Source organism: Pseudomonas sp. R2-37-08W (assembly GCF_003851705.1).
Taxonomy (GTDB): domain Bacteria; phylum Pseudomonadota; class Gammaproteobacteria; order Pseudomonadales; family Pseudomonadaceae; genus Aquipseudomonas.
In genome coordinates this window covers 353,305-375,654 of sequence record NZ_CP027728.1, presented here as the reverse complement: position 1 = coordinate 375,654, position 22,350 = coordinate 353,305, and the positions used below count along the sequence as shown (strand labels likewise).

At 57.1% G+C, this 22,350-nt stretch carries 20 protein-coding genes, 1 tRNA gene and 3 pseudogenes; 14 read left to right on the top strand and 10 right to left on the bottom strand.

Annotated elements, in window-relative coordinates:
* Positions 1 to 6 precede the first annotated feature (6 nt).
* Both C4J93_RS01590 and C4J93_RS01585 read left to right on the top strand, forming a co-directional pair.
* A complete protein-coding gene (locus C4J93_RS01590; RefSeq protein ID WP_124365093.1) occupies positions 7 to 696 on the top strand; it encodes an ABC transporter permease in 690 nt (229 codons plus the stop codon).
* On the top strand, positions 677 to 1,864 hold the full coding sequence (locus C4J93_RS01585; protein WP_124428422.1) for a methyltransferase: 1,188 nt from the start codon (positions 677 to 679) through the stop codon (positions 1,862 to 1,864). Before C4J93_RS01590 ends, C4J93_RS01585 begins: the two co-directional genes overlap by 20 nt.
* 241 nt (positions 1,865 to 2,105) lie before the next feature.
* Here C4J93_RS01585 and bcsQ read toward each other — a convergent pair whose 3' ends face one another.
* Positions 2,106 to 2,999 (bottom strand): cellulose biosynthesis protein BcsQ, encoded by an 894-nt coding sequence (bcsQ, locus tag C4J93_RS01580; protein ID WP_124428421.1) that lies wholly within the window; start codon positions 2,997 to 2,999, stop codon positions 2,106 to 2,108.
* A gap of 328 nt (positions 3,000 to 3,327) precedes the next feature.
* On the opposite strand from bcsQ, the gene C4J93_RS01575 reads away from it, so the two are divergent.
* The 4 genes and pseudogenes from C4J93_RS01575 to C4J93_RS01560 all read left to right on the top strand — a co-directional run.
* A tRNA-Thr gene (locus C4J93_RS01575) sits at positions 3,328 to 3,403 on the top strand.
* Between the two features lie 180 nt (positions 3,404 to 3,583).
* On the top strand, positions 3,584 to 3,850 hold the full coding sequence (locus C4J93_RS01570; RefSeq protein ID WP_124408838.1) for a CopG family ribbon-helix-helix protein: 267 nt from the start codon (positions 3,584 to 3,586) through the stop codon (positions 3,848 to 3,850).
* Positions 3,813 to 4,103, top strand: coding sequence for a type II toxin-antitoxin system RelE/ParE family toxin (locus tag C4J93_RS01565; RefSeq protein WP_124428420.1), 291 nt, complete (start codon positions 3,813 to 3,815; stop codon positions 4,101 to 4,103). Before C4J93_RS01570 ends, C4J93_RS01565 begins: the two co-directional genes overlap by 38 nt.
* A gap of 373 nt (positions 4,104 to 4,476) precedes the next feature.
* A pseudogene (locus tag C4J93_RS01560) lies at positions 4,477 to 4,905 on the top strand (IS4 family transposase); the annotation flags it as partial.
* Between the two features lie 274 nt (positions 4,906 to 5,179).
* Here the strand turns inward: C4J93_RS01560 and C4J93_RS01555 are convergent.
* From C4J93_RS01555 to C4J93_RS27055, 4 genes and pseudogenes are all read right to left on the bottom strand, one after another.
* Positions 5,180 to 5,641 carry a hypothetical protein gene (locus C4J93_RS01555; protein ID WP_124428419.1) on the bottom strand — a complete coding sequence of 154 codons (462 nt, stop codon included), beginning with the start codon at positions 5,639 to 5,641 and terminating at the stop codon, positions 5,180 to 5,182.
* Positions 5,642 to 5,771: 130 nt separating this feature from the next.
* Positions 5,772 to 5,912: pseudogene (locus C4J93_RS27265) on the bottom strand (phage portal protein); the annotation flags it as partial.
* Positions 5,913 to 5,996: 84 nt separating this feature from the next.
* Positions 5,997 to 7,190 (bottom strand): annotated as a pseudogene (locus C4J93_RS01545) (IS4 family transposase).
* 105 nt (positions 7,191 to 7,295) lie between these two features.
* Complete coding sequence (locus C4J93_RS27055) at positions 7,296 to 7,442, bottom strand: hypothetical protein (protein WP_164485225.1); 147 nt, start codon at positions 7,440 to 7,442, stop codon at positions 7,296 to 7,298.
* 117 nt (positions 7,443 to 7,559) lie between these two features.
* Here C4J93_RS27055 and C4J93_RS01540 point away from each other — a divergent pair, with 117 nt between their 5' ends.
* A complete protein-coding gene (locus C4J93_RS01540; RefSeq protein ID WP_124428418.1) occupies positions 7,560 to 8,717 on the top strand; it encodes an AAA family ATPase in 1,158 nt (385 codons plus the stop codon).
* A gap of 226 nt (positions 8,718 to 8,943) precedes the next feature.
* Here the strand turns inward: C4J93_RS01540 and C4J93_RS01535 are convergent, their stop codons facing one another.
* The gene (locus C4J93_RS01535) at positions 8,944 to 10,503 is read right to left on the bottom strand and encodes an MFS transporter (protein ID WP_124428417.1); all 1,560 of its coding nucleotides are present in this window, start codon (positions 10,501 to 10,503) and stop codon (positions 8,944 to 8,946) included.
* Positions 10,504 to 10,661: 158 nt separating this feature from the next.
* On the opposite strand from C4J93_RS01535, the gene C4J93_RS01530 reads away from it, so the two are divergent.
* Complete coding sequence (locus tag C4J93_RS01530) at positions 10,662 to 11,561, top strand: LysR substrate-binding domain-containing protein (RefSeq protein ID WP_124428416.1); 900 nt, start codon at positions 10,662 to 10,664, stop codon at positions 11,559 to 11,561.
* Between the two features lie 50 nt (positions 11,562 to 11,611).
* Here the strand turns inward: C4J93_RS01530 and C4J93_RS01525 are convergent, their stop codons facing one another.
* Entirely contained in the window at positions 11,612 to 12,187 is a 576-nt protein-coding gene (locus C4J93_RS01525; protein ID WP_124428415.1) for a TetR/AcrR family transcriptional regulator, read from the bottom strand.
* A gap of 144 nt (positions 12,188 to 12,331) precedes the next feature.
* Between C4J93_RS01525 and C4J93_RS01520 the strand changes: the two genes are divergently transcribed.
* From C4J93_RS01520 to C4J93_RS01495, 6 genes are all read left to right on the top strand, one after another.
* Positions 12,332 to 13,432, top strand: a complete 1,101-nt coding sequence (locus C4J93_RS01520) for an alkene reductase (RefSeq protein WP_124406036.1) — start codon at positions 12,332 to 12,334, stop codon at positions 13,430 to 13,432.
* Between the two features lie 66 nt (positions 13,433 to 13,498).
* The gene (locus tag C4J93_RS01515) at positions 13,499 to 14,287 is read left to right on the top strand and encodes an SDR family oxidoreductase (protein WP_124428414.1); all 789 of its coding nucleotides are present in this window, start codon (positions 13,499 to 13,501) and stop codon (positions 14,285 to 14,287) included.
* 59 nt (positions 14,288 to 14,346) lie between these two features.
* Positions 14,347 to 15,345: an NADP-dependent oxidoreductase gene (locus C4J93_RS01510; RefSeq protein ID WP_124428413.1), complete on the top strand. Its 999-nt coding sequence runs from the start codon at positions 14,347 to 14,349 to the stop codon at positions 15,343 to 15,345.
* A 121-nt stretch (positions 15,346 to 15,466) separates the two neighbouring features.
* Positions 15,467 to 16,810 carry a CHASE2 domain-containing protein gene (locus tag C4J93_RS01505; RefSeq protein WP_124428412.1) on the top strand — a complete coding sequence of 448 codons (1,344 nt, stop codon included), beginning with the start codon at positions 15,467 to 15,469 and terminating at the stop codon, positions 16,808 to 16,810.
* 37 nt (positions 16,811 to 16,847) lie between these two features.
* Positions 16,848 to 17,213 carry a hypothetical protein gene (locus C4J93_RS01500; protein WP_124406032.1) on the top strand — a complete coding sequence of 122 codons (366 nt, stop codon included), beginning with the start codon at positions 16,848 to 16,850 and terminating at the stop codon, positions 17,211 to 17,213.
* Positions 17,214 to 17,226: 13 nt separating this feature from the next.
* The gene (locus tag C4J93_RS01495; protein WP_124406031.1) at positions 17,227 to 18,804 is read left to right on the top strand and encodes a M48 family metallopeptidase; all 1,578 of its coding nucleotides are present in this window, start codon (positions 17,227 to 17,229) and stop codon (positions 18,802 to 18,804) included.
* A gap of 75 nt (positions 18,805 to 18,879) precedes the next feature.
* Here C4J93_RS01495 and C4J93_RS01490 read toward each other — a convergent pair whose 3' ends face one another.
* The 3 genes from C4J93_RS01490 to C4J93_RS01480 form a co-directional block, all read right to left on the bottom strand.
* On the bottom strand, positions 18,880 to 20,211 hold the full coding sequence (locus C4J93_RS01490) for an IS4 family transposase (RefSeq protein WP_372238146.1): 1,332 nt from the start codon (positions 20,209 to 20,211) through the stop codon (positions 18,880 to 18,882).
* A gap of 133 nt (positions 20,212 to 20,344) precedes the next feature.
* Positions 20,345 to 21,631 (bottom strand): OprD family porin, encoded by a 1,287-nt coding sequence (locus C4J93_RS01485; RefSeq protein ID WP_124369236.1) that lies wholly within the window; start codon positions 21,629 to 21,631, stop codon positions 20,345 to 20,347.
* A gap of 301 nt (positions 21,632 to 21,932) precedes the next feature.
* Positions 21,933 to 22,148 (bottom strand): hypothetical protein, encoded by a 216-nt coding sequence (locus tag C4J93_RS01480; RefSeq protein WP_124369234.1) that lies wholly within the window; start codon positions 22,146 to 22,148, stop codon positions 21,933 to 21,935.
* Positions 22,149 to 22,350: the final 202 nt, after the last annotated feature.

Here is a 22,350-nt window from a genome sequence, read left to right as displayed (position 1 = left end):
CTGGGCCTGAACTGGGCCGTGATCATCAAGTGGCTGCCCAAATTGGCCCAGGGCGCGACGCTGACCCTGGAGCTGGTGGCAATCGCCGTGATTGCCGGCCTGCTGCTGGCGATCCCATTGGGCATCGCTCGCTCATCACGCCGCTGGTACGTGAGCGCCCTGCCCTATGCCTACATTTTCTTCTTCCGTGGCACGCCGTTGTTGGTGCAGTTGTTCCTGGTCTACTACGGCCTGGCGCAATTCGACAGCGTGCGTGGCAGCTTCATGTGGCCCTACCTGCGCGATCCGTTCTGGTGCGCCACCGCCACCATGACCCTGCACACCGCTGCCTATATCGCTGAAATCCTGCGCGGCGCGATCCAGGCCATTCCCCCGGGCGAGATCGAAGCAGCTCGCGCCCTGGGCATGTCCAGGCCCAAGACACTGTTCTACATCATCCTGCCCCGCGCCTCACGCATCGGCCTGCCGGCCTACAGCAACGAAGTGATCCTGATGCTCAAGGCCAGCGCCCTGGCCAGTACCGTGACCTTGCTGGAGCTGACCGGCATGGCCCGGACCATCATCGCCCGTACCTACCTGCCGGTGGAGATCTTCTTCGCGGCCGGGCTGTTCTACCTGGTGATGGCCTACGTGCTGGTGCGCGGTTTCAAACTGCTGGAAAAATGGCTGCGCGTCGATGCGTGCCAAGGACGTTGAGGCACGCTTCCAGGCACTGGATGCGTTTCTGATCGAGCACCAAGGGCTGTGGCGACCGCGGCCCTTTACCCAGCTTCGATTGCCCTGGGAAACCGAACATCCCGCGCTAGCGCAGTGGCTACGCCAGCGCTCGCTGGACGACGCCGAAGCCAGTCACAATCACCCCCACGACCTGCCGGCGCCCGCGCCTTTTCCACAGTTGGCCGCACAGGCGCTGCGCCTCAGCGCCGTGGATAAATTGCCGACACACGCGCTTGCACCCGCTCGCCATCGCCTGGATGTCGACGTTCCGGGGCGCAAGTGGCAACAGATCGAAGCCTTCGGCGCCGCCCTGAATTTTGCCGCAGAGCCCCACCACTGGCTGGACTGGTGCGCCGGTAAAGGCCATCTCGGCCGCCGCCTGCTGCAACCTGGCCAACAGCTGACCTGCCTGGAATATGACCCGGCCCTGATTGCCTCCGGCACAGCCTTGAGTGATCACCACGGCTTGCGCGTCACCCATCGCCTGCAAGACGTGATGGCGGATGTGGCGATCAGCCCCGAGCACACACCCGTCGCCCTGCATGCCTGCGGCGACCTGCACGTGCGCATGCTGCAACTGGCCAGCGCTGCCGGCTGCAAGCAACTCGCGCTGGCGCCGTGCTGCTATAACCGCATCGGCGCCGACCGCTATCAAGCGCTGTCCGCGACCGGGCGCGCGTCGGCCCTGCAGCTGTCGATCGAGGATCTGGGCCTGCCGCTGAGCGAAACCGTCACTGCCGGCAACCGCGTCCGCCAGCAACGCGATACCTCCATGGCCCGGCGCCTGGGCTTCGACCGACTGCAACGGCAGCTGCGGGATTGCGACGACTACCTGCCCACACCGTCCCTGCCCACGAAGTGGCTGGGTAAATCCTTCGCTGACTATTGCCGGGAGCTGGCGAGCCTCAAGGGTTTATCCACCGGTGAACAGGATTGGGGCGCGCTGGAAGCACACGGCTGGCGCCGCTTGGCCGAGGTGCGAAACCTGGAACTGGTCCGAGGCCTGTTTCGCCGCCCGCTGGAAATGTGGCTGGTACTGGATCGCGCGTTATTTCTGGTGGAGCACGGCTACAGCGTCAAGCTCGGCAGCTTCTGTGAACCCACCCTCACCCCACGCAACCTGATGGTGCTCGCCGAGCGCGATTAAGGGGCAAAACTTCCTACCGCGCTCTGTGGATAACTCTGTTGATGAATTCTTTGCCAAAGCTGTAGCCATCAGCGCTACAGACCAAAAGCAGCGCTGGTCATTTTTTGTTCACACAATAAAACGCACGCAAAACAGGCAGTTGCAGCATATTGAGAACGGCTCCACAAAATGGCCGTTCAGTAACCACCGTTACCAACCGATTGTGCATAAGCATCTGGCGTAAACCGTATAAACCGCGCTTTCACGCGGTTTTCCTCGGCGCCTTCAGCAGCAGGCACAACGCATTGATATCGTCACTGGCGAGCCGCTTGGTCACGTTATCCAACGGGTCGGCCGCGAAGGCCAAGGCCTCGTTGATCGCCATGTCGCGATGCACCTCCAGCAGGTCTGTGCCAAGCCGATGTTTGAATGCCTCAACCATGTCCAGGCTGAACGCATTGCTTTCATCCACCTGGTTGACCACTACGTGCACAGCCGGTGGGCATTGGCCCTCGAGGTACGGGCCGAGCAGTGTGTCCAGATGATCCAGCGTACCAAGACACGCAGCGTCCGGCTGCACGATAAGCAGCACCACATCGGCCACGTTCAGCGCCTGATGGAAATAGACATTATTGCCGGCCGGGGTGTCGATAATTACCGTCTGCCGCTCGCTCAAGCCCAGCGACGCGAGACGCTGCGCCAGCCAATCGGGCTCATGCTTGAGCCAACGCTCCAGATTCTCCTGCTGCTGAATATCGACATCGCCGAAGGTGATCACCTGACAACCGGCAAACCCCACCTGCTGCAGCGGCCCCCATTGCCCATGCTCCAGACTGGTGCGCCCGATTCCCGACAAGGTGGAACTGACGCCAAAGTGGTGGTGCAAGGCATTCTGCGGGTCCAGGTCCAACGCCACCACCGACTCACCGTGGCGCTGCAAACCGCTGCTCAACGCCGTAACCAGCGTGCTGCGCCCGACACCGCCATTGATCGACACCAGCGCCACTATTTTTGGACGCAACACAGGAGTAACCAGCGGTTGGAGATGGGATTGTTCAGGGACACTGCCGAAAAAGTGCATTCGCGCATTGATGCCATCGGCGTCATGGGCGACATCCTTGCCGAACAACGCCAAGATTTCTCTGCTAAGGCTCATAACCTGCTCCTCACGACGCAGCGTTAAGACGTGAAGCTCGGCAAGCGCGGGTACTTACCGCAGGTCTTATTATAGGCGTCCTTGTTTGGGCATTCTGTGACAACGGGTAGGGCGTGTCATTATTTTGATGTTTTTGTTTTGCGCTTTCTGGATGAACGGTAAAAAGTCAATTTAATGGCTCTTTTCTGAGTGCTGCCTACGCAGGTTTTCATGCAGTGACATTGGGCAAAAAACACGGCGACTGCAAAAAACCGCAGCGTTTGCAAAAATAGTCAGAATTCAGGGGTTTACAGAACCTTTTCAATCGCTATAATCGTCGCCCTAACACGCCGGTATAGCTCAGTTGGTAGAGCAACTGACTTGTAATCAGTAGGTCCCGGGTTCGACTCCTGGTGCCGGCACCATATAAAACGAAGCCCTCGCAGAAATGTGAGGGCTTTGTTGTTTTTGGGTTAATACCACCCAGTCGCTCGCCTGCAAACCCTTCCCCAAACCGACTAACCGCTATTGACCGCCAACCTGCCGAAGCCTAACGTTTGCATACCGTGTACACAGCGTATACAAAAAATGTATGGAGCAACGTTATGGCAGCCTCTCCCGTTCTGTCTTTCCGAGTAAAGCCCGAACTTGCCAGCGAGCTGGATCAACTGGCGCAGGCGACCGACCGAGACCGCCAATACCACCTGCAACGGGCTTTGAGCCGCTATTTGGCCGATGAATCCTGGCATTTCAAAGCCGTGCAGGAAGGCATCGCAGATGCTGATGCCGGCAACGTCACCGATTTGGATGCCGTAAAGGCTAAGTGGGTAAAACGTGCCGAAGATCGCGTTAAGCAGCAAAGCGGAAAGTGACCTGGATGGAATTTACGAGCATTACGAAGGTTTAGTCGGCGCGGAATTGGGGGAGGCAGCCGTCTTCCACATCCTCAACTGCCTGGAAATGCTGGAGCGTTTTCCTAATGCAGGGAAAGCGTCTCCAATGCCCGACTGCCGAGAGCTGATTATCACCACGTACCCGTATCGAGCGACCTATAGCTTGCAGGGTGACCGCGTGATGGTCTTCCGGATTCTTCACCAGCATTCAGAGCGTCGGGAGGACTGGTGATCGTTGATAAGCAGAAGCGCCCAGGTAACTGACCAACTGATTACAAGTCGGTAGGTCCGACTCGTCACCACAATACAAAGCCCCTTAACTCGGGGCTTTGTGGTATCTGGCGTTTGAATGAATAGTGGCAATTGCAAGAAAATAAGTCCTTCCCCTTTTTCTGGGGTTTATGGAGCGCTTACAGAAGGCGCGGGCTTGCGCAACTCACTCGTAAGCATCACAGAGTAAAATCTATTTGAGGAATAGGGGTCAGATTAGAATGGCACTTACTTAGCAGCTAACCACTTGAGCTAAAAGCAAAAATGAAGAGGGCTGGTCTTGGTCTACGGTGATAGTTGCGAACACACACCGACGAACCAAGGACACAGCCCCAATGAATCGTAGACGTCAAATTCTCCAGCATCAACAGCAACGTTTCCATCGACACGCTTCGAACTGTGATGCCTATGCGTTTTTCAATCTTCTCACCGCTCCCGAACTGTTACAGCGCGTCGAGTCTGTATTACCAGAATATCGGGAGCATCTGTTTTCGCCGACTGCAACGCTGTCTATGTTCCTGGCTCAAGCGATGAGTGCCGACCGTTCCTGCCAGAACGCCGTCAATGACTTGTCCATCAAACGGTCTTGTGGCGGCATGAAGCCCAATAGCACTCGCACGGGCGCCTACTGTAAAGCCAGAGAGCGGCTGCCTGTTGAGATGGTTTCCACGCTGGTCAGGCACACCGGTGCTTCGATAAGTGAAAAAGCACCCTCGTCGTGGCGCTGGATGGGACGGCCAGTACGCCTTGTGGACGGTACGACGCCCTTACCTCGGAAACGTCCAAGGGCGGCATCTAAAACGGCGCCGCTGGAGAGGCAAACGATTTTTCGACTTCTTCCATTCTATACGTCGACCACGCCGCTTTTCCCGCATACTCCCCGACAGCGCAAGACTCATCCGCAGGCAAGTTATCGAGGGATAAACTTGGAAGCGAAACAGGTGTTTGCTACATTTATCAAACACCTGCTCGAAGGCCAGCCACCAATTCAGCATTAGCTTTTATATTGGACGTTTAAGAAATGATTGTTTTCTACAATTACGAAACCCCTACAAAATCATTTGCCCACTTTGCAAATGAATCGCGATCTTCATAAAAAGTACCATCTACAAAGTATGCTTTATTAGAGATGCTATCTGGACAAGTTATAATAATCGCATAGAATTTTTTTTGAGATTCAGTCCTCATTAATTTTTGAGAACTTATTTTTGCCTCTTTTAGTGACTCAGCCTTCTCCACAAATTTACTGTTGGTTGCTGAAGCGTTGCTACTAGAAAAGGACTGCCAATCAAATATGACGCCGTCATCGTTCAACACCTGAAAAAACTCATCAACAGGATCCCCTAGAACTTGCAAATCACTCGCCGCGCCGCTCGTCACATCGATAATTTCACCAATCACACCTAGGCTTTTGAGATTCTCATTTGCTCTATTGTATGGAGACAAAAGCTCATATCGTGCAATGCCAAAATAAATCTTTAAAAGTGCTTTAGAAGCCATGATCAGTTACTCTCTGATGTGTATGATATTAGAATATAAACTAAATCAAACCTCTCCATAACTGTCAAAATTGACAGGTACAAATACTTATTTCGCATAAGCTCGATAGTTTTTATTCGCCCGAAACCTTCTAGCGTTCAGCATTTAATTTTCGCCATTCAATCCGCCGCTCACTGCGCAAGTGATAATTAACCTGCAGAAACAGTTGATTAATCGGCTAAATTTCATTTTTGGTGTACACCCGATCAATCTTCTCCACATCCCCAAACCCTAAAAAGGGGACGGATTTTGGGGCAGATTATGTTTTCAATTCATAACGGAAGTTGTGGTCTGACCCTGAGGAATCCCCACAAATCTACTCCAGCCTCTGAGCTTGCCGGTGCACTTCATCGCGCAGCAATAGCTCCATATCCGCCAATCTCGAGCAGGACAATCCGGTGGTGGAGCATCTCAAGTATTCGAGGCCAAGACGCCAGAGTGAGAGCACCGGTTTATGCCTGATGCTGTTGCTCTGGAAGTGACGTGACCGCCCTGTCGTTCGAGCCTGAAGACCGGCCAGATACAGTGCATAACAGGCCAACGCGGCGATCAGCAGCAGGATCTCGATACGCCGTGGGCAGCGCGTTCGATGCAGGTCAAAGGCAAAGCCGAAACGCAGACTCTTCATGTCCCGAAAACCTTCCTCAATCTGCATCCGCTTGCGGTAAATACCGACAATTTTCCGAGCCATCCATTGCGGTTGCGGAAAATTGCTGGCGAGCAGCCAGGGTTCTTGTTCACGGCGAGCGTTCTGTCGGCTGAGTTTGCTGCGCGCGATGCTACCCGTCACTCGCCGATGTTTTCTCCCCTTGGGCGGTTGGTGAATGCCGTACAGCGCAACCCGGTACGGTGCGCTACGCGTCATCTCAATTTGGCCAAGCGAACGTGCGGTCGATGTTGTCTGCCGGTAGAGCTGCTTTATCGGTTGCCATTGACCTTGCTCGTTACGATAGAGATCACGATTGCGCACACGTCCCACGTAATACCAGCCTTTGGCTTCGACGGCCTGGAACCAGGGACGACGAAACCCGGCATCCGTCACCAGGATCAGTACGCACTGCTCGGGAAGCATAAGTTCAAGCGCATCGAGCAACCGCCGCTGCTGCTTGGGGCAACCTTCACGATCATGCACGCTTTCGTAAATAGGGAACGCTCGGCCAGCCAGCGGAATTGACGCCCGCAGCAGGTAAAGATCAGAAGCGGCATTGATCGGCGACCAATCCACCAAAATCAAGGGATGGCGTAAGGAGCCAATCAGTGCCGTGAGCATTTTCCAGTAGAACAGCGGACGTTCATGTTGCAGCTGAACGTTGCCGAGCAGGCGATCCACACGTTTGATCGAATGCTTGACGTAAGCTCTGCTGGGCATAGCTCTGCCCAGATCGGTCAGCGTCAGACGGCGCCCCTACAGCAAAGCGCTGACGCAGGTCATCAGGGCGCTCAGGCGCTTGCGGTGCAGAGTGGGGAGTGCTTGGGAAAATGCCTTGTGTAAGAATCGTACGGCCTGCATGAGTCTCGGGTGATTGGTTTGTTTGGCGACTACCAAACTGCCCGACTCATGCAGGCCAGTTCAAGCTATCTGACTGACCTGCAAGGAAGTTTTTGTGGGGATTTCTCAGGGTCTGACCCCGTTTTTCCCGTCAGTATCCTCAACCGTCTTCCAGAATTGCTTCAGCTCTGAATCAGACAAGGCTCGTTCGACAGGGGCCGAGACTTTATCGACCTTCACGATTGCTGCAGGGTTGATCTCATGGCTATTCATCCCCAGTCTCCTCTCCTTTTGAATCACCTCTTTGCGCGCCCAGATTCCAGATTCACTCTTTATGCTAAATTATGGATTGGCAATAATTATGGCTTATCCATAAAAAGGGGTAATTGCATGAGCAGCATATTCCAGCGTCCTGAATTGGCTGAATCGATGGCAAACCAGCTTCTTAACCCAGGCGTATTAGATGAAGGTCTGCGCTCGGGTCTTTTTTTGTCTGGACTGCGTCGTACAGGTAAAACGACGTTCTTGCGCAACGACCTCATCCCGGCCCTGGAGGCAGCAGGCGCATTGGTGATTTACGTCGACCTCTGGAGCGACACGCTGGCCAACCCGGCAACGCTCGTGCACAACGCCATCCACAAGACCTTGAAAGAACTGCAAACGCCGGGCTCTTCAGTCCTGGAAACGCTCACGCGAGTCAGCCATGTCGATCTAGGTGCAGCAGGATTCAAGTTCGGCTTCAAACTCGACAGCATCGGCAACGCCGACGGCCCCACATTGGCGCAGGCACTCACAGAGGTTGTCGACCAAGCGAAAACCCATCTCGTGCTGATCATCGACGAGGTGCAACACGCCATTTCCTCCGACGATGGCAACCAACTGCTCCTGGCACTCAAGGCTGCTCGTGATGCAATCAACCCACGCCCGAATACGCCGGGCTACTTCCTCTTTATCGGCACGGGCTCTCACAGGGCCCAAGTAAGCGAGTTGACCGCCAAACGTAACCAAGCATTTTCCGGCGCGACATCGGCCGCGTATCCACTGCTAAAGGGTGATTACGTTGAATTCCTGCTCAACCGACTGGCAATGACGGTGAAGAAAGAAAAGCTCCCCTCACTTGAAGCCGCCATCGAGGCCTTCAATACCTTGGGCAATCGACCTGAGGAAATGCTCAAGGCATTGCGTCAGTTACTGCAGCAGGACGGCGAGCCTGATCTTTTCCTCCCCGTGATTGCCAGTACCTTACGCTCAGCAGCGGCAAGTATTGAGCTAGAAAAAGTCGAACAACTGGGCAGCCTGGCTCAGGCGGTTTTCAATAAGATCGCGGCTACGGAAGGCGATGCTCGGGGGATTTTCTCTACCGATGCAGCCGCGGAATATTCGAAAACGGTAGGTCGCGAAGTACGGGTTGAAGAAATTCAACCCGTGGTGATTGCGCTGGTGGCGGAGAACATCATCATGCGGCGCGGGCATGGGATTTACGCGATTACGGATCAGTTTGTTCAGGAGACTTGGTTGGAGGAGCGGGCGTTGATTGAGGGGCGGTAGGATAAGAAAATGAAATTTGTCGTCTTTAGTTCTAAAGCGAAACGTGGCGCAACCAAGTAAGCGCTCGGTCTTCATATCTCGGTGATCTACGTTGCGCCCCACGAAAATATCGGACAGTTTTGTCCTTTACGATACGACACTTTCGATGCACATAGATCCTACTCAAGACCTAACATCGACGCCGGGTGAGCTCGATAGGAATCGTCGCCCGTTCGTGTCCGCCCGATCACTCTCCGTCACCGACGATCACCGGGCGAACGGCTTCCACCGGCTGATGATCATGCGCGCTGACTCGACCCAGTGTTGCGTACACAGCAATGGCCGTGAGCACGCTGCCAGCAGCCAGGATGAAAAGCAGATGCCGAAACGCACTCGCGTACTCGAGGCGCAACAGGTCCGACTGCCCTGGCAGTTGAATGCCTGCGCTCTGCAAATCGCCGAGCGCTGCCCGGCTGGAGGCCTCCATTATCTGATGCGCTGCAAAATGGGTGACGCCGTCGAACAACCCCCATTGAATGAACGTCGCCAGTAATGCCCCGGCCACGGCGATCGCTATCCCGTCGGCAGAAACGCGAACTGCGTTGAAAATGCCAGTAGCCATACCCGCACGTTCTTTTTCCACCACGCTGACGGCCATGCCATCCATCAACCCCCACGGCAGGCCAATACCGATGCCGACCAGCGCCATGGGCATTACGGCATTGCTGGCACCGCTATCGAGCACAACGGCCAGCCAGAACAACCCGGCAGCCACCAGCACCAGTCCGACTGCCGAGAGCATCCCTGAGGTGTAGTGTCGCGCGAGCTGAGCCGCCAGGAACGGTACGAACAACAACGGCGCGGCCAACGCAATCATCATCTTTCCGGTTTGCATGGCACTGAGCCCATCGACCCCGATGAATCGCGCCGGCAGCATGATAATCAGGACCACGAAAAAGAATGCTGGGCTCGCTGCAAGGATCTGCACGCCGACGAATTTGGATTGTTTAAACAACGAAAGGTCGAGCATCGGGCTACTGGTACGGCGCTCAATCATCACGAAAATCATGAACAGCACGATCGCGGCGGCGACACTCCCCAAAACGACCGGGCTGGCCCAACCATCCTCTGGCGCGAGGAGAATGCCATAAGTGAACAACGTCAGCGCGGCCGTGAAACTCAGAGCGCCTGGCCAATCCATACCGTTGTTAGCCGGGTCTTTGGAATCCGTCGCACTCACGCACACGAGCAAGAACCCCGCGATGCCTATTAATGCAGTCGCGTGGAACGTCCATTTCCAACCTGCCGAGTCGACCAACACCCCGGCGGCCAGTGGGCCGAAGGCTAGCCCAATGCCGAAAGTCGTACCGAGCAGACTGAATACCTTGGTGCGCTCTGCGCCATGGAATACCTGAGCCAATGACGACATGGCGCCGGCGAATGCGGCTGCTCCGCCCAACCCCTGCACAAGGCGCAGGATATCGATCTGCAATACAGTCGAAGAAAAGGGAATAACCACGGTAGACAACACGAAGATGACCAGGCCAATCAGCCAGACCCGCTTACGCCCATAGATATCCGTCAGGCTTCCCGCCGCCATCATGGCGCTGCCATAGGTGAGGATATAAGCGTTGACCACCCAACTGAGCTCCACAGCAGAGCCACCCATGGCCGCGCTGATGGACGAGAGCACTACGGCAGGCCCGGTAAAGCAAAGCGGGATGAGCACGCCTGTCAGGCAAGCTGCAAAAAGCTGTATCCACTTCAATAACGGGGGAGCCGTCTGAGCGCTATATGTTGAGTTCATCTGAATGGTTCCTTCATTGGCGTGCGCAGGTGTGGTCCCTCGCGCACAGTTGTCTGCGGTGATCGGCCCATCGAGAGGTTAGGGCTTGCGTCGGCAAACAAAAACAGGCCTATAATCCGAACATATCGGACCCTGGTGTCCGCAGTGAGGTCCGTCCATTGGAATCGCTTGGCAGCATTTCATTATTTGTATTGGTGGCTGAGACTCGAAGCTTTACCGAGGCGGGAAAAAGACTGGGGATTTCTTCGTCGGGCGTCGGCAAAAGTATTGGCCGGCTGGAGGACAGGCTCGGTGTACGCCTTTTCCAGCGCAATACACGAAGTATCGCCCTGACGCTGGAAGGCTCACTGTTTCTTGAACGCTGTCGACGGATACTTTCAGAGCTTGAAGCTGCAGAAATGGAGCTGAGCAACGCGCGTGAAAAACCGCGGGGCAAATTGAGGATCAGCTTGCCTCTCGTCAGCGGACTCGTCATGCCGGCCATCATCGAGTTCATGCGCACCTATCCCGAAATAGAACTCGATATCGATTTTTCTGATCGCATGGTCGACGTTATCGAGGAAGGGTTTGACGCCGTATTACGCACAGGCGAGCCCACTGACTCGAGATTGATTTCCAAACGACTGGGAGGCTTCCAGCTCCAGATCGTGGCGTCTGCGGACTATCTCGCAGAGTACGGTATACCCAAACACCCAGCGGATCTCGCCACGCATTCATGCCTGTTACATAAGTTTCCTTCGACGGGAAAAGTGGAGCCCTGGCCGTTACGTATTGCACCAGGGGAGCCGGATTTCGAGCTACCTCAGACCATGGTGTGCAACACGACAGAGGTGATTGTCGATGTGGCTCGCTCAGGCCTGGGAGTTGCGTGCCTGCCTGACTTCATGACGGCTCAGTCGATCAAGAACGGCGAATTGGTTCAGGTGTTGGCGGACTATACGGTCCATACCGGAGTATTCAGGCTGGTGTGGCCTTCCAGCAAACATCTTTCGTTGAGACTGCGAGTCTTCATAGACTTTATGCACAGCCAGTTATTCAACAGCGCCTTGAACGAGTGATTGGTGTGTGGGGAATGCGCGCCTGCACAGCGCGGCAGCCCCCACCCTCTTTAAGCCTTACCCGACAACGACTCCGTCATCTCTCCCCGACACACCGCCAAAATCTCATCCGCCAACGCCGAATCCTCTGGACAAGCGCGCGACAACACAATCGCACCAACCGCTCTTGCCAACAGATCAATCATCTTTACCCTCGCCGCATCCGGCGCCGCATCCGGGCCGGTTGGGTATTTTTCGCCAAGGGTTTGCAGCATCTGCTCGATGCCTTCAGCGAAGGTCGATTTCAAATCGCCCGACTGACGCGCCGCGTCGCCGCACAACGCCGCCATGGTGCAGCCCGTGGCGCGGTTGTCGCGATGAGCCCTGGACACGTACAGGTCGATGAAGTCCTTCACGCTCAATGTTTCGGCGCTGGCCAGGGACTGCGAAAGACTGCAGGCCGAGGCTTCGGCCATCAGGTCGGCCTTGGAACCGAAATGTTTGTAGAAACCGCCATGGGTGAAGCCGGCGGCGGCCATCAGATCGGCCACGCCGACGCCGTCAAAACCGCGCTCGCGAAATACCACTGAAGCCGTTTCGACGACGTGCTCCCGGTTTGCTTGGGCCTGGGCCTTGGACACGCGCATGTTCGCTACCTCTCTACCGCTGAATTCATGGGCTGATGATACATAGATGTCGTTCATAATCAAAACCGTTGACAGTTTAGATTTCGATCATCATCCTAATCGCAAGCGACATGACCTCTATCCACGGCCACGGAACCAACATCCATGAGCGATCTGAATCTGTTTACTCCCTACACACTTGGCAATCTGACGCTGGCGAACCGTGTGGTTCTCGCGCCACTGACACGCAATCGCGCGGGCAAAGGTTTTGTGCCGAGTGAGTTTGCTGCTGCCTATTACAGCCAACGGGCCAGCGCAGGCTTGTTGATTTCCGAAGCCTCGCAGATTTCGCAGCAGGGCCAGGGTTATCAAGACACCCCGGGCATTTACACGCAGCCGCAGATAGAAGGATGGCGCACGGTGACCGATGCTGTGCACGCCAAGGGTGGGAAAATTTTCCTGCAGCTGTGGCATGTGGGGCGTGTGTCTCATGTGGATCTGCAGCAGCAAGGCGCAGCGCCGGTTGCCCCTTCCGCGCTTCGTGCCGCGACCAAGGTGTTCGTCAATAACCGCTTCGAGGATGCTTCCGAGCCGCGAGCGCTGGAGGCCGACGAGCTGCCGGGCATCGTTAACGACTTCCGCCAGGCAGCGGCGAACGCGATTGCGGCGGGCTTCGACGGCGTGGAAATCCACGGTGCAAACGGCTATCTGCTGGATCAGTTCATCAAGGACGGCGCCAACCAGCGTACGGATGCCTACGGTGGTTCGATCGCGAACCGGGCGCGTCTGCTGCTGGAAGTGACGGCGGCCGTGGTCGACGAGATTGGTGCTGATCGCACCGGCATTCGCCTTTCGCCTGTGTCGCCAGCCAATGGTGTATCGAGCAGCGATCCACAGGCTCAGTTCGATTACGTCGTCGACCAACTCAATGCGCTGAGCATCGTGTATCTGCACGTCGTCGAAGGCGCGACCGGCGGCCCACGGGACGTCGCGCCCTTTGATTTCGAGGCCTTGCGCCAGCGCTTCAAGAACACCTACATCGCCAACAACGGCTACGACCTGGACCTGGCCGAGGCACGCGTGGCGCATGACAAGGCCGATCTGGTCGCCTTTGGTCGGCCATTTATCGGCAACCCCGATCTGGTAGAGCGGCTCAAGACCGGCGCGCCACTGTCCGCCTTCGACCCCGCCACGCTCTATGGCGGCGGTGCGGCAGGTTACATCGACTACCCGACGCTTGCCGAATCAAGCGCTGTCGCGAACTAGGCGTCGGCTGATCGAGCCTGGTTCTACGCGTGCCTCAATCCCAATCCCTGATAAAGAGCTGACATCATGACTACCCGCCCTACTGTTCTCATCACTGGCGCTTCCACTGGCATCGGCGCGGTGTACGCCGAACGTTTCGCCCAACGCGGGCATGATCTGGTGCTGGTCGCCCGCGACCACGCACGCCTGGAAACGCTCGCCGCGAAGTTGCAGGACGAACACAACGTCGCCATTGATGTGCTTCAGGCCGACCTGACGCAACTCAGCGACCTGCACAGCGTTGAAGCGCGCCTGCGCGATGACGCGCGCATCGGCATCCTCGTCAACAATGCCGGCGCCGCACAATCCGGCACGTTCATCGAGCAAAGCACCGAGAGCGTTGCGCAACTGGTGGCCCTCAACACCACCGCGCTGGTGCGGCTCGCAAGCGCCATAGCGCCACGCCTGGCCAAAGCAGGTGAAGGCTCTATCATCAACATCGGTTCGGTGGTGGGGCTGGCGCCTGAGTTCGGCATGTCGGTCTATGGGGCGACCAAGGCGTTTGTGCTGTTCCTTTCCCAAGGCCTGAGCCTGGAACTGTCGCCCCAGGGTGTTTACGTACAAGCCGTACTGCCCGCCGCCACCCGCACGGAGATTTGGGACCGCGCCGGTATCGACATCAACACCCTGAGCGAAATCATGGAAGTGGGTGAGTTGGTCGATGCGGCACTGCTTGGTTTCGACCGACGCGAATTGGTGACTATTCCTGCGCTGCAGGAAGGCGAGCGTTGGGATGCGCTGCAAGCCGCGCGTGGGGGGTTGTTGGGGCAGATCAAGCAGTCCACGGTGGCGCAGCGCTATTTGACTCAAGCCTGAACGGCTTGACGTTGCCGGGGCCGCGCCTCGCTCATTCCACCGACAAGAGCAGTTGCACCATGAAAGCATTTTTTATCGACCGCTACGGTAAGCAGAACGGAATGATTGGCGAAGTGCCCGACCCTGCGGTCGGTGTGCATGACGTGCTGGTCCAAGTGCATGCAACGAGCGTGAACCCGTTGGATTCGAAGATAAGGGCGGGGGCGTTCAAACTGATCCTGCCCTATAAACTTCCCTTGATATTGGGCAATGACCTGGCTGGCGTGGTGGTTCGCACGGGTGCGGCGGTGACGCGATTCAAGCCGGGAGACGAAGTGTACGCTCGGCCTCCCGACGCGCAGATCGGGACCTTCGCTGAACTGATCGCCGTGAACGAAGACGCGCTGGCGCTGAAACCGTCGAATCTCGACATGGCCCAGGCGGCGTCCATCCCCTTGGCCGCCTTGACGGCCTGGCAGGCGCTGGTTGAAACCGCCCAGTTGAAAAAAGGCCAGAAGGTGTTGATCCATGCCGGCTCCGGCGGTGTCGGCACGCTTGCCATCCAGCTCGCCAAACACCTCGGCGCCTTCGTTGCCACCACCACCAGCACGCCCAATGTCGAATGGGTGAAAGCACTTGGGGCGGACGTGGTCATCGATTACAAACAGCAGGACTTTGCCAACGAGTTGCGCGATTTCGACGTGGTGTTGAACAGCCTCGGCACTGATGTACTGGAGAAATCGGTCAAGGTTCTCAAGCCTGGCGGCCAGCTAATTTCCCTGTCGGGGCCGCCGACTGCGCAATTTGCCCAAGCCCAAGGCCTGCCCTGGGTGCTGGGGCAGGTCATGCGCCTGCTCAGCAGCGGCATTCGCAGAAAGGCCCGCAAACAGGGGGTGAGCTATGCGTTTTTGTTCATGCATGCCGACGGGGTACAGCTGCAAAAAATCACCTCGCTGATCGAGGCCGGCGTCATCAAACCGGTCATTGATCGCTCCTTCCCGTTTACATCGACCGCAGAGGCGTTGCGGTACGTCGAGCAGAGCAGAGCAAAAGGCAAGGTCACCATTACGCTCCGATAGTTTTTTTGCGAAAGGCGATCCAAGCGCACGAAGAATGTGGCACTTAGCCATCTCTTTGATTGACACCCCTTCTCTACTCCGTTAAAAACCCCGCCTTGCTATGCATTTAATCGAGACATGGATGTCGTCCAACCCCCCGCTGTTCAAATACCGCCGCTATTGGCTGGCGGCCATCATCGTGTTGCTGGCGATTCTTGATCCTTTCGGCCTGGCCAGTTCCAGCGACAAGGCGTCGGCGCAGTGGCTCAATCGTATGTTCGCCAGCCACTACCCAAGCCTCGGACAGCAGCAGGTGGCAGTGGTGTTGATTGATGATGCCTACCTGATGCGCAATGACAGCCCATGGCCAATGCCGTACAGCGACCAGAGCAAATTGTTCAAGCGTTTGCTGGCATACAAGCCACGGGCTGTGTTTGTGGATTTGCTTTACAGCCACGACCACTCGTTCGGCGACCCAGCGCGGGGCAGTCAGTTGCTGGCAAATGTATTTGAGCGTTATCAACGCCAGGGCATCCCGCTGTGGTTGGCCAATACTGGGCTGACGCGAGCAGAGGCGGGCCAGGCCAATACGCTGGCGCCTTTTATGCAGGTCAGCCGGCCAGCACTGGTGGCGTGGGAAGGGGTGGACGACAAGTACCCACTGGCTAAGCACACACAGGCCGGGCTGATGGAAACCCCCGCCTTGGCACTGTACCGGGTGTTCTGTGCCACGCAAGACTGCACGTCGCCGCCAGTGGATGCGCAAACTGCTGCTCAGCGCCAGCCCATCGCCGTGCAATGGGGGCTGAAGCTGGCAGCGGACCAGGCGCGTATTGCCGATATCCGCCACTGCGCAGCGGCGCGGCATTTCTTTCTGGACGGAGTGGCACAGTTCTTCCAAGCCGTGTTCTGGAAGCTGGATGACTCCGCCCAGGCGCAGTGCCCTTATACGCTGACGTTATCGGCCAGTGACCTGGAAGTCAGTGACCCGGACGACCAAGCCTTGATCGCCGAGTTACTCCACGACCGCCTGGTGCTGATCGGCGCCAATATCGCGTCCACGGGGGACCTGGTGGAGTCGCCGGTACACGGCCAGCTCCCCGGCGTTTACCTGCACGCCATGGCCCTGGATAACCTGATCAATGCAGGTATGAACTATGACCATGAACCCGCCGACTTCCCCCACCTGCCTTTCAATTGGCTGGACCTGCTGGAGCTCGGGCTGCTGGCGTTGATCGCTGTGCTCAAGGCGCTGCACGCACGACGCCTGGCGGGCCATCGCACCTGGAGCCGGTGGCGGCGCCAGGAAATCTGGTTTTTTACCTCGCCGTGCCCATCGTGGCTGTTGGTGATGTCAATGTTGGGGGTGGTCAGTGTGCTGCTGAGCCTCAATGACATTACCCCGGTCAACGTGCTGGGCATTGTATTGCTGTCGTTGGTGTTGTTCAGCGAGCGGATCGAAGCCTTCTTCGACCGCGATCGCTGAGCGTGCCGCTTTGCCATTTGTCTCAAGGAACTCAAGGATGAACAGAAGCCTCATCGTCTTGCTCGCAGCCCTCTTCACCCAGGGTGCCTGGGCGGAAACCCACAGTATTCAGGCGTTCCTCGCCGACCCGGTGACGGTGCTCGACGAGCAGGGCAAGCCACAGCGCGAGTTGGCGAAAAAAGATGCGCCTACCCAGCCCATGCCGGTGCTGCAGTACAACCAGGCGTTGGACCTGGTGCAGGTAGAACTGGCAGGCCAGAAAGTCTGGCTGGACACCATGGACCTGCGCATCGAACCGCCGCTGAACGTGGTCGACCTGCCGTGCCTTGGCCTGACGAAAAGCCAGGCCAGGGACGCCCGCAATAATTCCACCATAGGTTTTGGTGCCGGTTGCAATCAATAAAGGGAGCGTTGCGGTGAGGGAATATCTAGTAGCAGCCAGCCTATTGGCCAGTTCGGTGCTCAGTGGTTGCGCCACCTTGAAGGGCGCAGACCAGGCGTTCCTGAATCTGGTAGGGCCGTCGACCCAGTCGCGGATCCAAGGCCACTACGTGGACAACATCGACGTGCGCCAGTACTACAAGCTGGACCCCCAACGCCAGAGCCAACAGCGCTTGAGCTACGACGGGCGGGCGGTGCCCGCTGCCGAAGCGCGCCAGCAGAACCTGGTGGATATCCCTATGCTGCAAGGCTACTTGCAGGGCATTGTCACGCGCTTGTCCAAGGGCTGGCCGGGCGAAGTGCCGCCGCTACAGGTGAAGATCACCGACAGTTATGGGTTCGGACCGTCGGCAGATCCTTACGGCAACCTGTTCGTACCGCTGGGCATGCTGGACAACGTTGCCAGCGAAGACGAAATCGCGGCGATGCTTGGTCACGAAATGAGCCATGTGCTGCTGCATCACCATGACCGCATGGCGGCCTTCCAGCAGCAGAAAGACATGTTTACCACCGTCGCCTCCACGGTCGCCTTGGCTACCATGGCTGCCGATACTGGCGTCGACCGTAGCGCCGGTACCATGAAGCTGTTCAGCAAAGACCCGGCCGGTACCCAGAAGACCATCGGCAACACAGTGCTGTACACCGCGCTGGCCAATACCTTTTCCGACCAAGTGTGGAGCACCGCCTGGGGCCGTAGCCAGGAAGACCAGGCCGACCTGCTTGGCACCGACTTGATGATCCGCGCCGGCTACGCGCCGCGCGCCGCCACCCATAGTCTGGAGCGTCTCAACGACTTCCAGGGCAAACAGAAACCCTTGCTCACTGGGTTCCTCACGGCGCGTAAGAATGCCATGCAGGATTCGCTGCAACAGTTCAATCTCAACCAGTTCACCAAGGAGTTGGATGTACTGGTCAAGGACGGCTTGACCACCGGCATCACCGCAACCACGCAGTACTTCAACCGCTCGCATATGTCGGCCACGGACCGCGACACCGAGCTGCGCCAATACTTGCAGCGCGAATATCGTCAGGAACGCCGCGCCCGGGTCAACCCGCAAAGCTGGTCGAAGATGAAGGCTACGCCCAAAGTGGCGGAGGCCTTGCAGGGCTACAAAGACGCGTACTTCGCAATCGATGCCCTGGAGAAAAACAAGGTACCGGATGCCGAAAGGTTTGTTCGCAAGGCCCTGGCCTCGCCCGTCAAGGACCAACCGAGCATTCGGCGCACTGCCTATACCCTGCGCCTGGCCCAGGGTAAAAACAGCGAGGCGGTGAGAGAGTTGCAAGCGATCAAGGACTGGTCCCTGGCCGGCCCTTCCACCTATGACTTGATGATCAGCTACCACCTCAAGCGGGGCGACGGGCAATCGGCACTGGAGATGATCGACAAGGCCGAACGCAATCTGGGCTCGGAGGAACTGTTCATCACAGAAAAACTGTTGGCCAACCAGCAACTGCAGAATGTGCAGCAGGTGCAAACCGTGCTGCGCAAGTGTGAGCAATACCCGACACGCAAGGAAAACTGCAAGAAGCTCGCGCCGATCAAGGCCTGACGTTCGATGCTCACCGCCTAGCGGGAAATGCTCGTCGTCAGAAATAAAAAAACCCCGAACCAGTCGTAATGCTGTTCACTTAAGCGGAGCAGCCTTACGGTCCACTGGGTACCGGGTTTTGGAAATCTTCACCGTCCTTGGCCTTCCCGGCCTTGGGCGGTGATCCAGAAACATTCCTCCTACTCCTCCCCTCAGCTCGCTTAGCCTCCTTCCTGTTGCCGATACCGGATTAGCGGCTGCCATCACTATCAACTGCACCGCTATGTACTGGCAGGCAGGCTTGAACCGTATATCCGAAGGTGCGCGGCCGAACGCTACAGCGGCTTGGCTGGCCTCTCGACGAATAATGTTATAAGCCAGCAAAAGCCCCCAGACCTCCTGATAAATCAGCTCGACTTTCTTACTGCGCAGCGTTACCGCGTTCTGTTGCATCGAGCTTTTGATATCCCTGAAGCCCAGCTCAATCTCCCATCGCTCCAGGTACAGCTCAGCCACAGCTGCGGTGTCGTAGTCCTCGACAGGCAAAGAGGTAAGCAGCGATCTGACTTTTCCATGGCTTTCATAGCTAACTTCACGCACTTCCCAACTCAGGGGCAACTCAGGATTTCGTTTACGTGCCTGAGGGGAAACCTTCATCCGGACGAGACGGTCGTGCTCGCCGTAGCGCTCTACTTCCTCCATGACCAAATTCTTGCGAGCAGGTGTCAGCCAGTGTCGGTTCGCGCCGCCGCCCACCACGCTTAGCAGTAGATCCGCGCCCCAGAAGCCTTTGTCGAACAAGGTGATCGAATTGTCCGGAATTTGCCCCAGAAACGTTCCGGCCAACCGCATTTCACTGCCCCGATAAGGGCTGAGCTGCGCATCGAGGATGACATGCGAACGGACATTCATCAGCGCAACGAGCCGCAGCATCGGAAACGGGGTCTGACGGTCGGTGCCGGTATTACCGGAGCCAAAATGTTCTCTGAGCTCAGGTGAGTCAGCAGTTCGCAGTAGTGCACCGTCCACCGCGAAGACCTGTAGACCGTTCCAGTCATCTCCCTCGTAGCGCTCGTTGCCCCAATGTTTACCGGTCTGACGGAACAGCGATTCAACTGGGTCAGCGCCCAGCCTTTTGCGAGCTTCAGTTACCCCGCTTCGGGCCAGCAACTGATCAGAAGCCAAGCCTTGCGCGCAGATATTCAAACGCCTGGCGACCTCATGAACAGGCTCATCGCGGAACAGAGCCATGCCCAAAACTAGCCAAAGAACTTGATCGCTCGGCAAACGGCGCCGTCGTATCGTAGCTTGCGCCGAGAGGTTCAGCGCACTCGCTACCCACTCGATAGGGATGTTCTGAGTGAAGGTGCTCAGGTCAGAAAAATTGAAGAGATCGCCGAGGTCGAGCAACTGCTGCTGAATGGGCATAAAAAAATCCGATGCCAGGGGTCTGACATCGGATTCTCTAGAAAGCCCGGCTTGGACTCAAATGCTTAAGTGAACAGCATTACGAACCAGTCGGGGTTTTTCTCGCCTGGCATCAGGCGCGACCTGCGATCAATCAGAAAACATTGATCGGGTAGTCGGCGAACAGGCGGATTTCGTTACCGCCAACATTATATTCGCTGGCGTTGTTGGAAACGCGCAACCACGAGGCGCGAGCGCGCAGGCTCAGGTCTTTGGCCGGGCCGCTCTGGACCACGTACTTGAACTGGTTCCAGATTTCACGCTCGGTGCCATCGCCACGGCCAGTGCCGTCGTCGATGTTGGTGCCGCGTACATAGGCAATGTTGTAGGTCAGGCCCGGTACACCGAAGGTGGTGAAGTCGATGCCGTAGCCCGCTTGCCAGGAGCGCTCGTCCTTGCCGTTGAAGTCGGACCAGTAGGAGTTGGCCAGCAAGATGGTGTTGCCGCCGTCGCCAATGCCGCCAGCGTTGCGGTAGCCGCCGTACAGGTAGCCGGTGTCACCGGTGCTGCGCTGGTGCGCGATGGTGAAGCTGTGCGCGCCAACGGCCCAGGTAGCGCCCAGGCTCCAGATTTTGTTGTCGCGAGCGTCGGCGTCTTTCTGGTTTTCCAGGGCGAAGCTGCGGTCCAGCTTGGTTTTGTAGCCGTTGAAGTCAAAGGTCAGCGACTGTTTCTCTGGCAGCGCCAGCACATAGTTGACGTTGACGTACTGCTTCTTCAGCACGTCCTGCATGTCGGAGGCATACAACGCTGCCGACAGGCTTTCGGTGAATTTGTAGCTGCCGCCGATGTAGTTGATGCTTTTCAGGCCACCGCTGTCGCTGCCTTCGGCGCTCTTGCGTGCTTCCTTGGTGAAGTGGCCGGCGTCCAGTTGCAGACCGGCGATTTCCTTGGAAACGATCGAGGTGCCCTCGTAGGTTTCCGACAACAAACGCGAATTGTCGTACTGCAACACAGGCACGGCTGGCATCTGCTGACCGTATTTGATCACGGTGTTGGAAATGCGCGCCTTGACGGCTGCGCCACCTTTGGCCAGATCGTTGGCCGCTTCACCGCTATCGCCTTGCTTGAAGAAGTCGATACCGCCCGCACCGCTGCGACCTTTGCCGCCGTCCAAACGGATAGCGTATTGGCCAATCACGTCCACACCCACGCCCACAGTGCCCTGGGTGAAGCCGGACTCGAACTTGCCGATAAAACCCTGGCCCCACTCGGCCTTGTCCTGCTTGCCGTTCTTGTAGTCACGGCTGATGTAGGCGTTGCGTGCTGCGATATTCAGGTGGCTGTCTTCAACGAAACCCTTGGATTGCTCCTGGTCGTTCGCCATGGCTGTCGATGCGCTCAAAATCCCCAGAGCGATCAGACTCATCCGTTGCTTCAACATTTTCTTATATTCCTTATTACTGGTTGAGTACGCGCTATGACACCAGGCCCCGTATCGCTTTCTGGTGTCGACTTTCTCCAGAAAAAACAAGGCCCGCGGACGACTGAACTGCCGCGGGCCTTTTCTTATTGGATGAGTCATGGCTGTTAGCCACAGGCGTTGGACGCAATCCTATGCGCGCGTTGAACTATGTGTCAATTTCGTGAACCGCCTCTATTTAGGCTAAATAATTCTAAGCACAGACCTATAGCGCTCCTACAAAAAAGCCCTTGGCCCCTCCCATATTGATTCGTCGGCGCTTTCAGTTGCGCTCCAGCTCGCACAACACCTGCACCTCATCCTCCGTTAACAAGCCCGCCGGGTAGCGTTCACTCATCACGCTGCGCCAGTCAGGCGGTTGCCTGTTCTGGCGCGCGCCGTTTTCCTTCAACCAGAGCGCCAGCGCGTGGATCGCATCGCCGTCGACCCGCACCGGGTGGAACGTGCGCGTGTACATCGGGTTGATTTCAGCATTCATTTCAGCGCTCTCTCCTGCTGCGTGAGCGGCTAACTTACTCAAGGTTTGTGACAGAACCATGCGGTCATCACCTTGGCGCTCTGTGGTGTGTTTGCCGATACAAGAGGTATGCCAATCTCCCGCATTCACAGGTACTCAGGCACAAAAAAGCCCGCGACCGTGCTGGGTCGCGGGCTTGCCGGGAATACTGCGCTCGCGCAGT

Coding starts and splice junctions, on each gene's coding strand:
- C4J93_RS01520 (WP_124406036.1), top strand. CDS start 12,332: ATGAGCGATCTGAATCTGTTTACTCCCTACACACTTGGCAATCTGACG.
- C4J93_RS01570 (WP_124408838.1), top strand. CDS start 3,584: ATGGCAGCCTCTCCCGTTCTGTCTTTCCGAGTAAAGCCCGAACTTGCC.
- C4J93_RS01585 (WP_124428422.1), top strand. CDS start 677: ATGCGTGCCAAGGACGTTGAGGCACGCTTCCAGGCACTGGATGCGTTT.
- C4J93_RS01480 (WP_124369234.1), bottom strand. CDS start 22,148: ATGAATGCTGAAATCAACCCGATGTACACGCGCACGTTCCACCCGGTG.
- C4J93_RS01505 (WP_124428412.1), top strand. CDS start 15,467: ATGTCGTCCAACCCCCCGCTGTTCAAATACCGCCGCTATTGGCTGGCG.
- C4J93_RS01535 (WP_124428417.1), bottom strand. CDS start 10,503: ATGAACTCAACATATAGCGCTCAGACGGCTCCCCCGTTATTGAAGTGG.
- C4J93_RS01555 (WP_124428419.1), bottom strand. CDS start 5,641: ATGGCTTCTAAAGCACTTTTAAAGATTTATTTTGGCATTGCACGATAT.
- C4J93_RS27055 (WP_164485225.1), bottom strand. CDS start 7,442: ATGAATAGCCATGAGATCAACCCTGCAGCAATCGTGAAGGTCGATAAA.
- C4J93_RS01490 (WP_372238146.1), bottom strand. CDS start 20,211: ATGCCCATTCAGCAGCAGTTGCTCGACCTCGGCGATCTCTTCAATTTT.
- C4J93_RS01540 (WP_124428418.1), top strand. CDS start 7,560: ATGAGCAGCATATTCCAGCGTCCTGAATTGGCTGAATCGATGGCAAAC.
- C4J93_RS01510 (WP_124428413.1), top strand. CDS start 14,347: ATGAAAGCATTTTTTATCGACCGCTACGGTAAGCAGAACGGAATGATT.
- C4J93_RS01525 (WP_124428415.1), bottom strand. CDS start 12,187: ATGCGCGTGTCCAAGGCCCAGGCCCAAGCAAACCGGGAGCACGTCGTC.
- C4J93_RS01485 (WP_124369236.1), bottom strand. CDS start 21,631: ATGTTGAAGCAACGGATGAGTCTGATCGCTCTGGGGATTTTGAGCGCA.
- C4J93_RS01515 (WP_124428414.1), top strand. CDS start 13,499: ATGACTACCCGCCCTACTGTTCTCATCACTGGCGCTTCCACTGGCATC.
- C4J93_RS01500 (WP_124406032.1), top strand. CDS start 16,848: ATGAACAGAAGCCTCATCGTCTTGCTCGCAGCCCTCTTCACCCAGGGT.
- bcsQ (WP_124428421.1), bottom strand. CDS start 2,999: ATGAGCCTTAGCAGAGAAATCTTGGCGTTGTTCGGCAAGGATGTCGCC.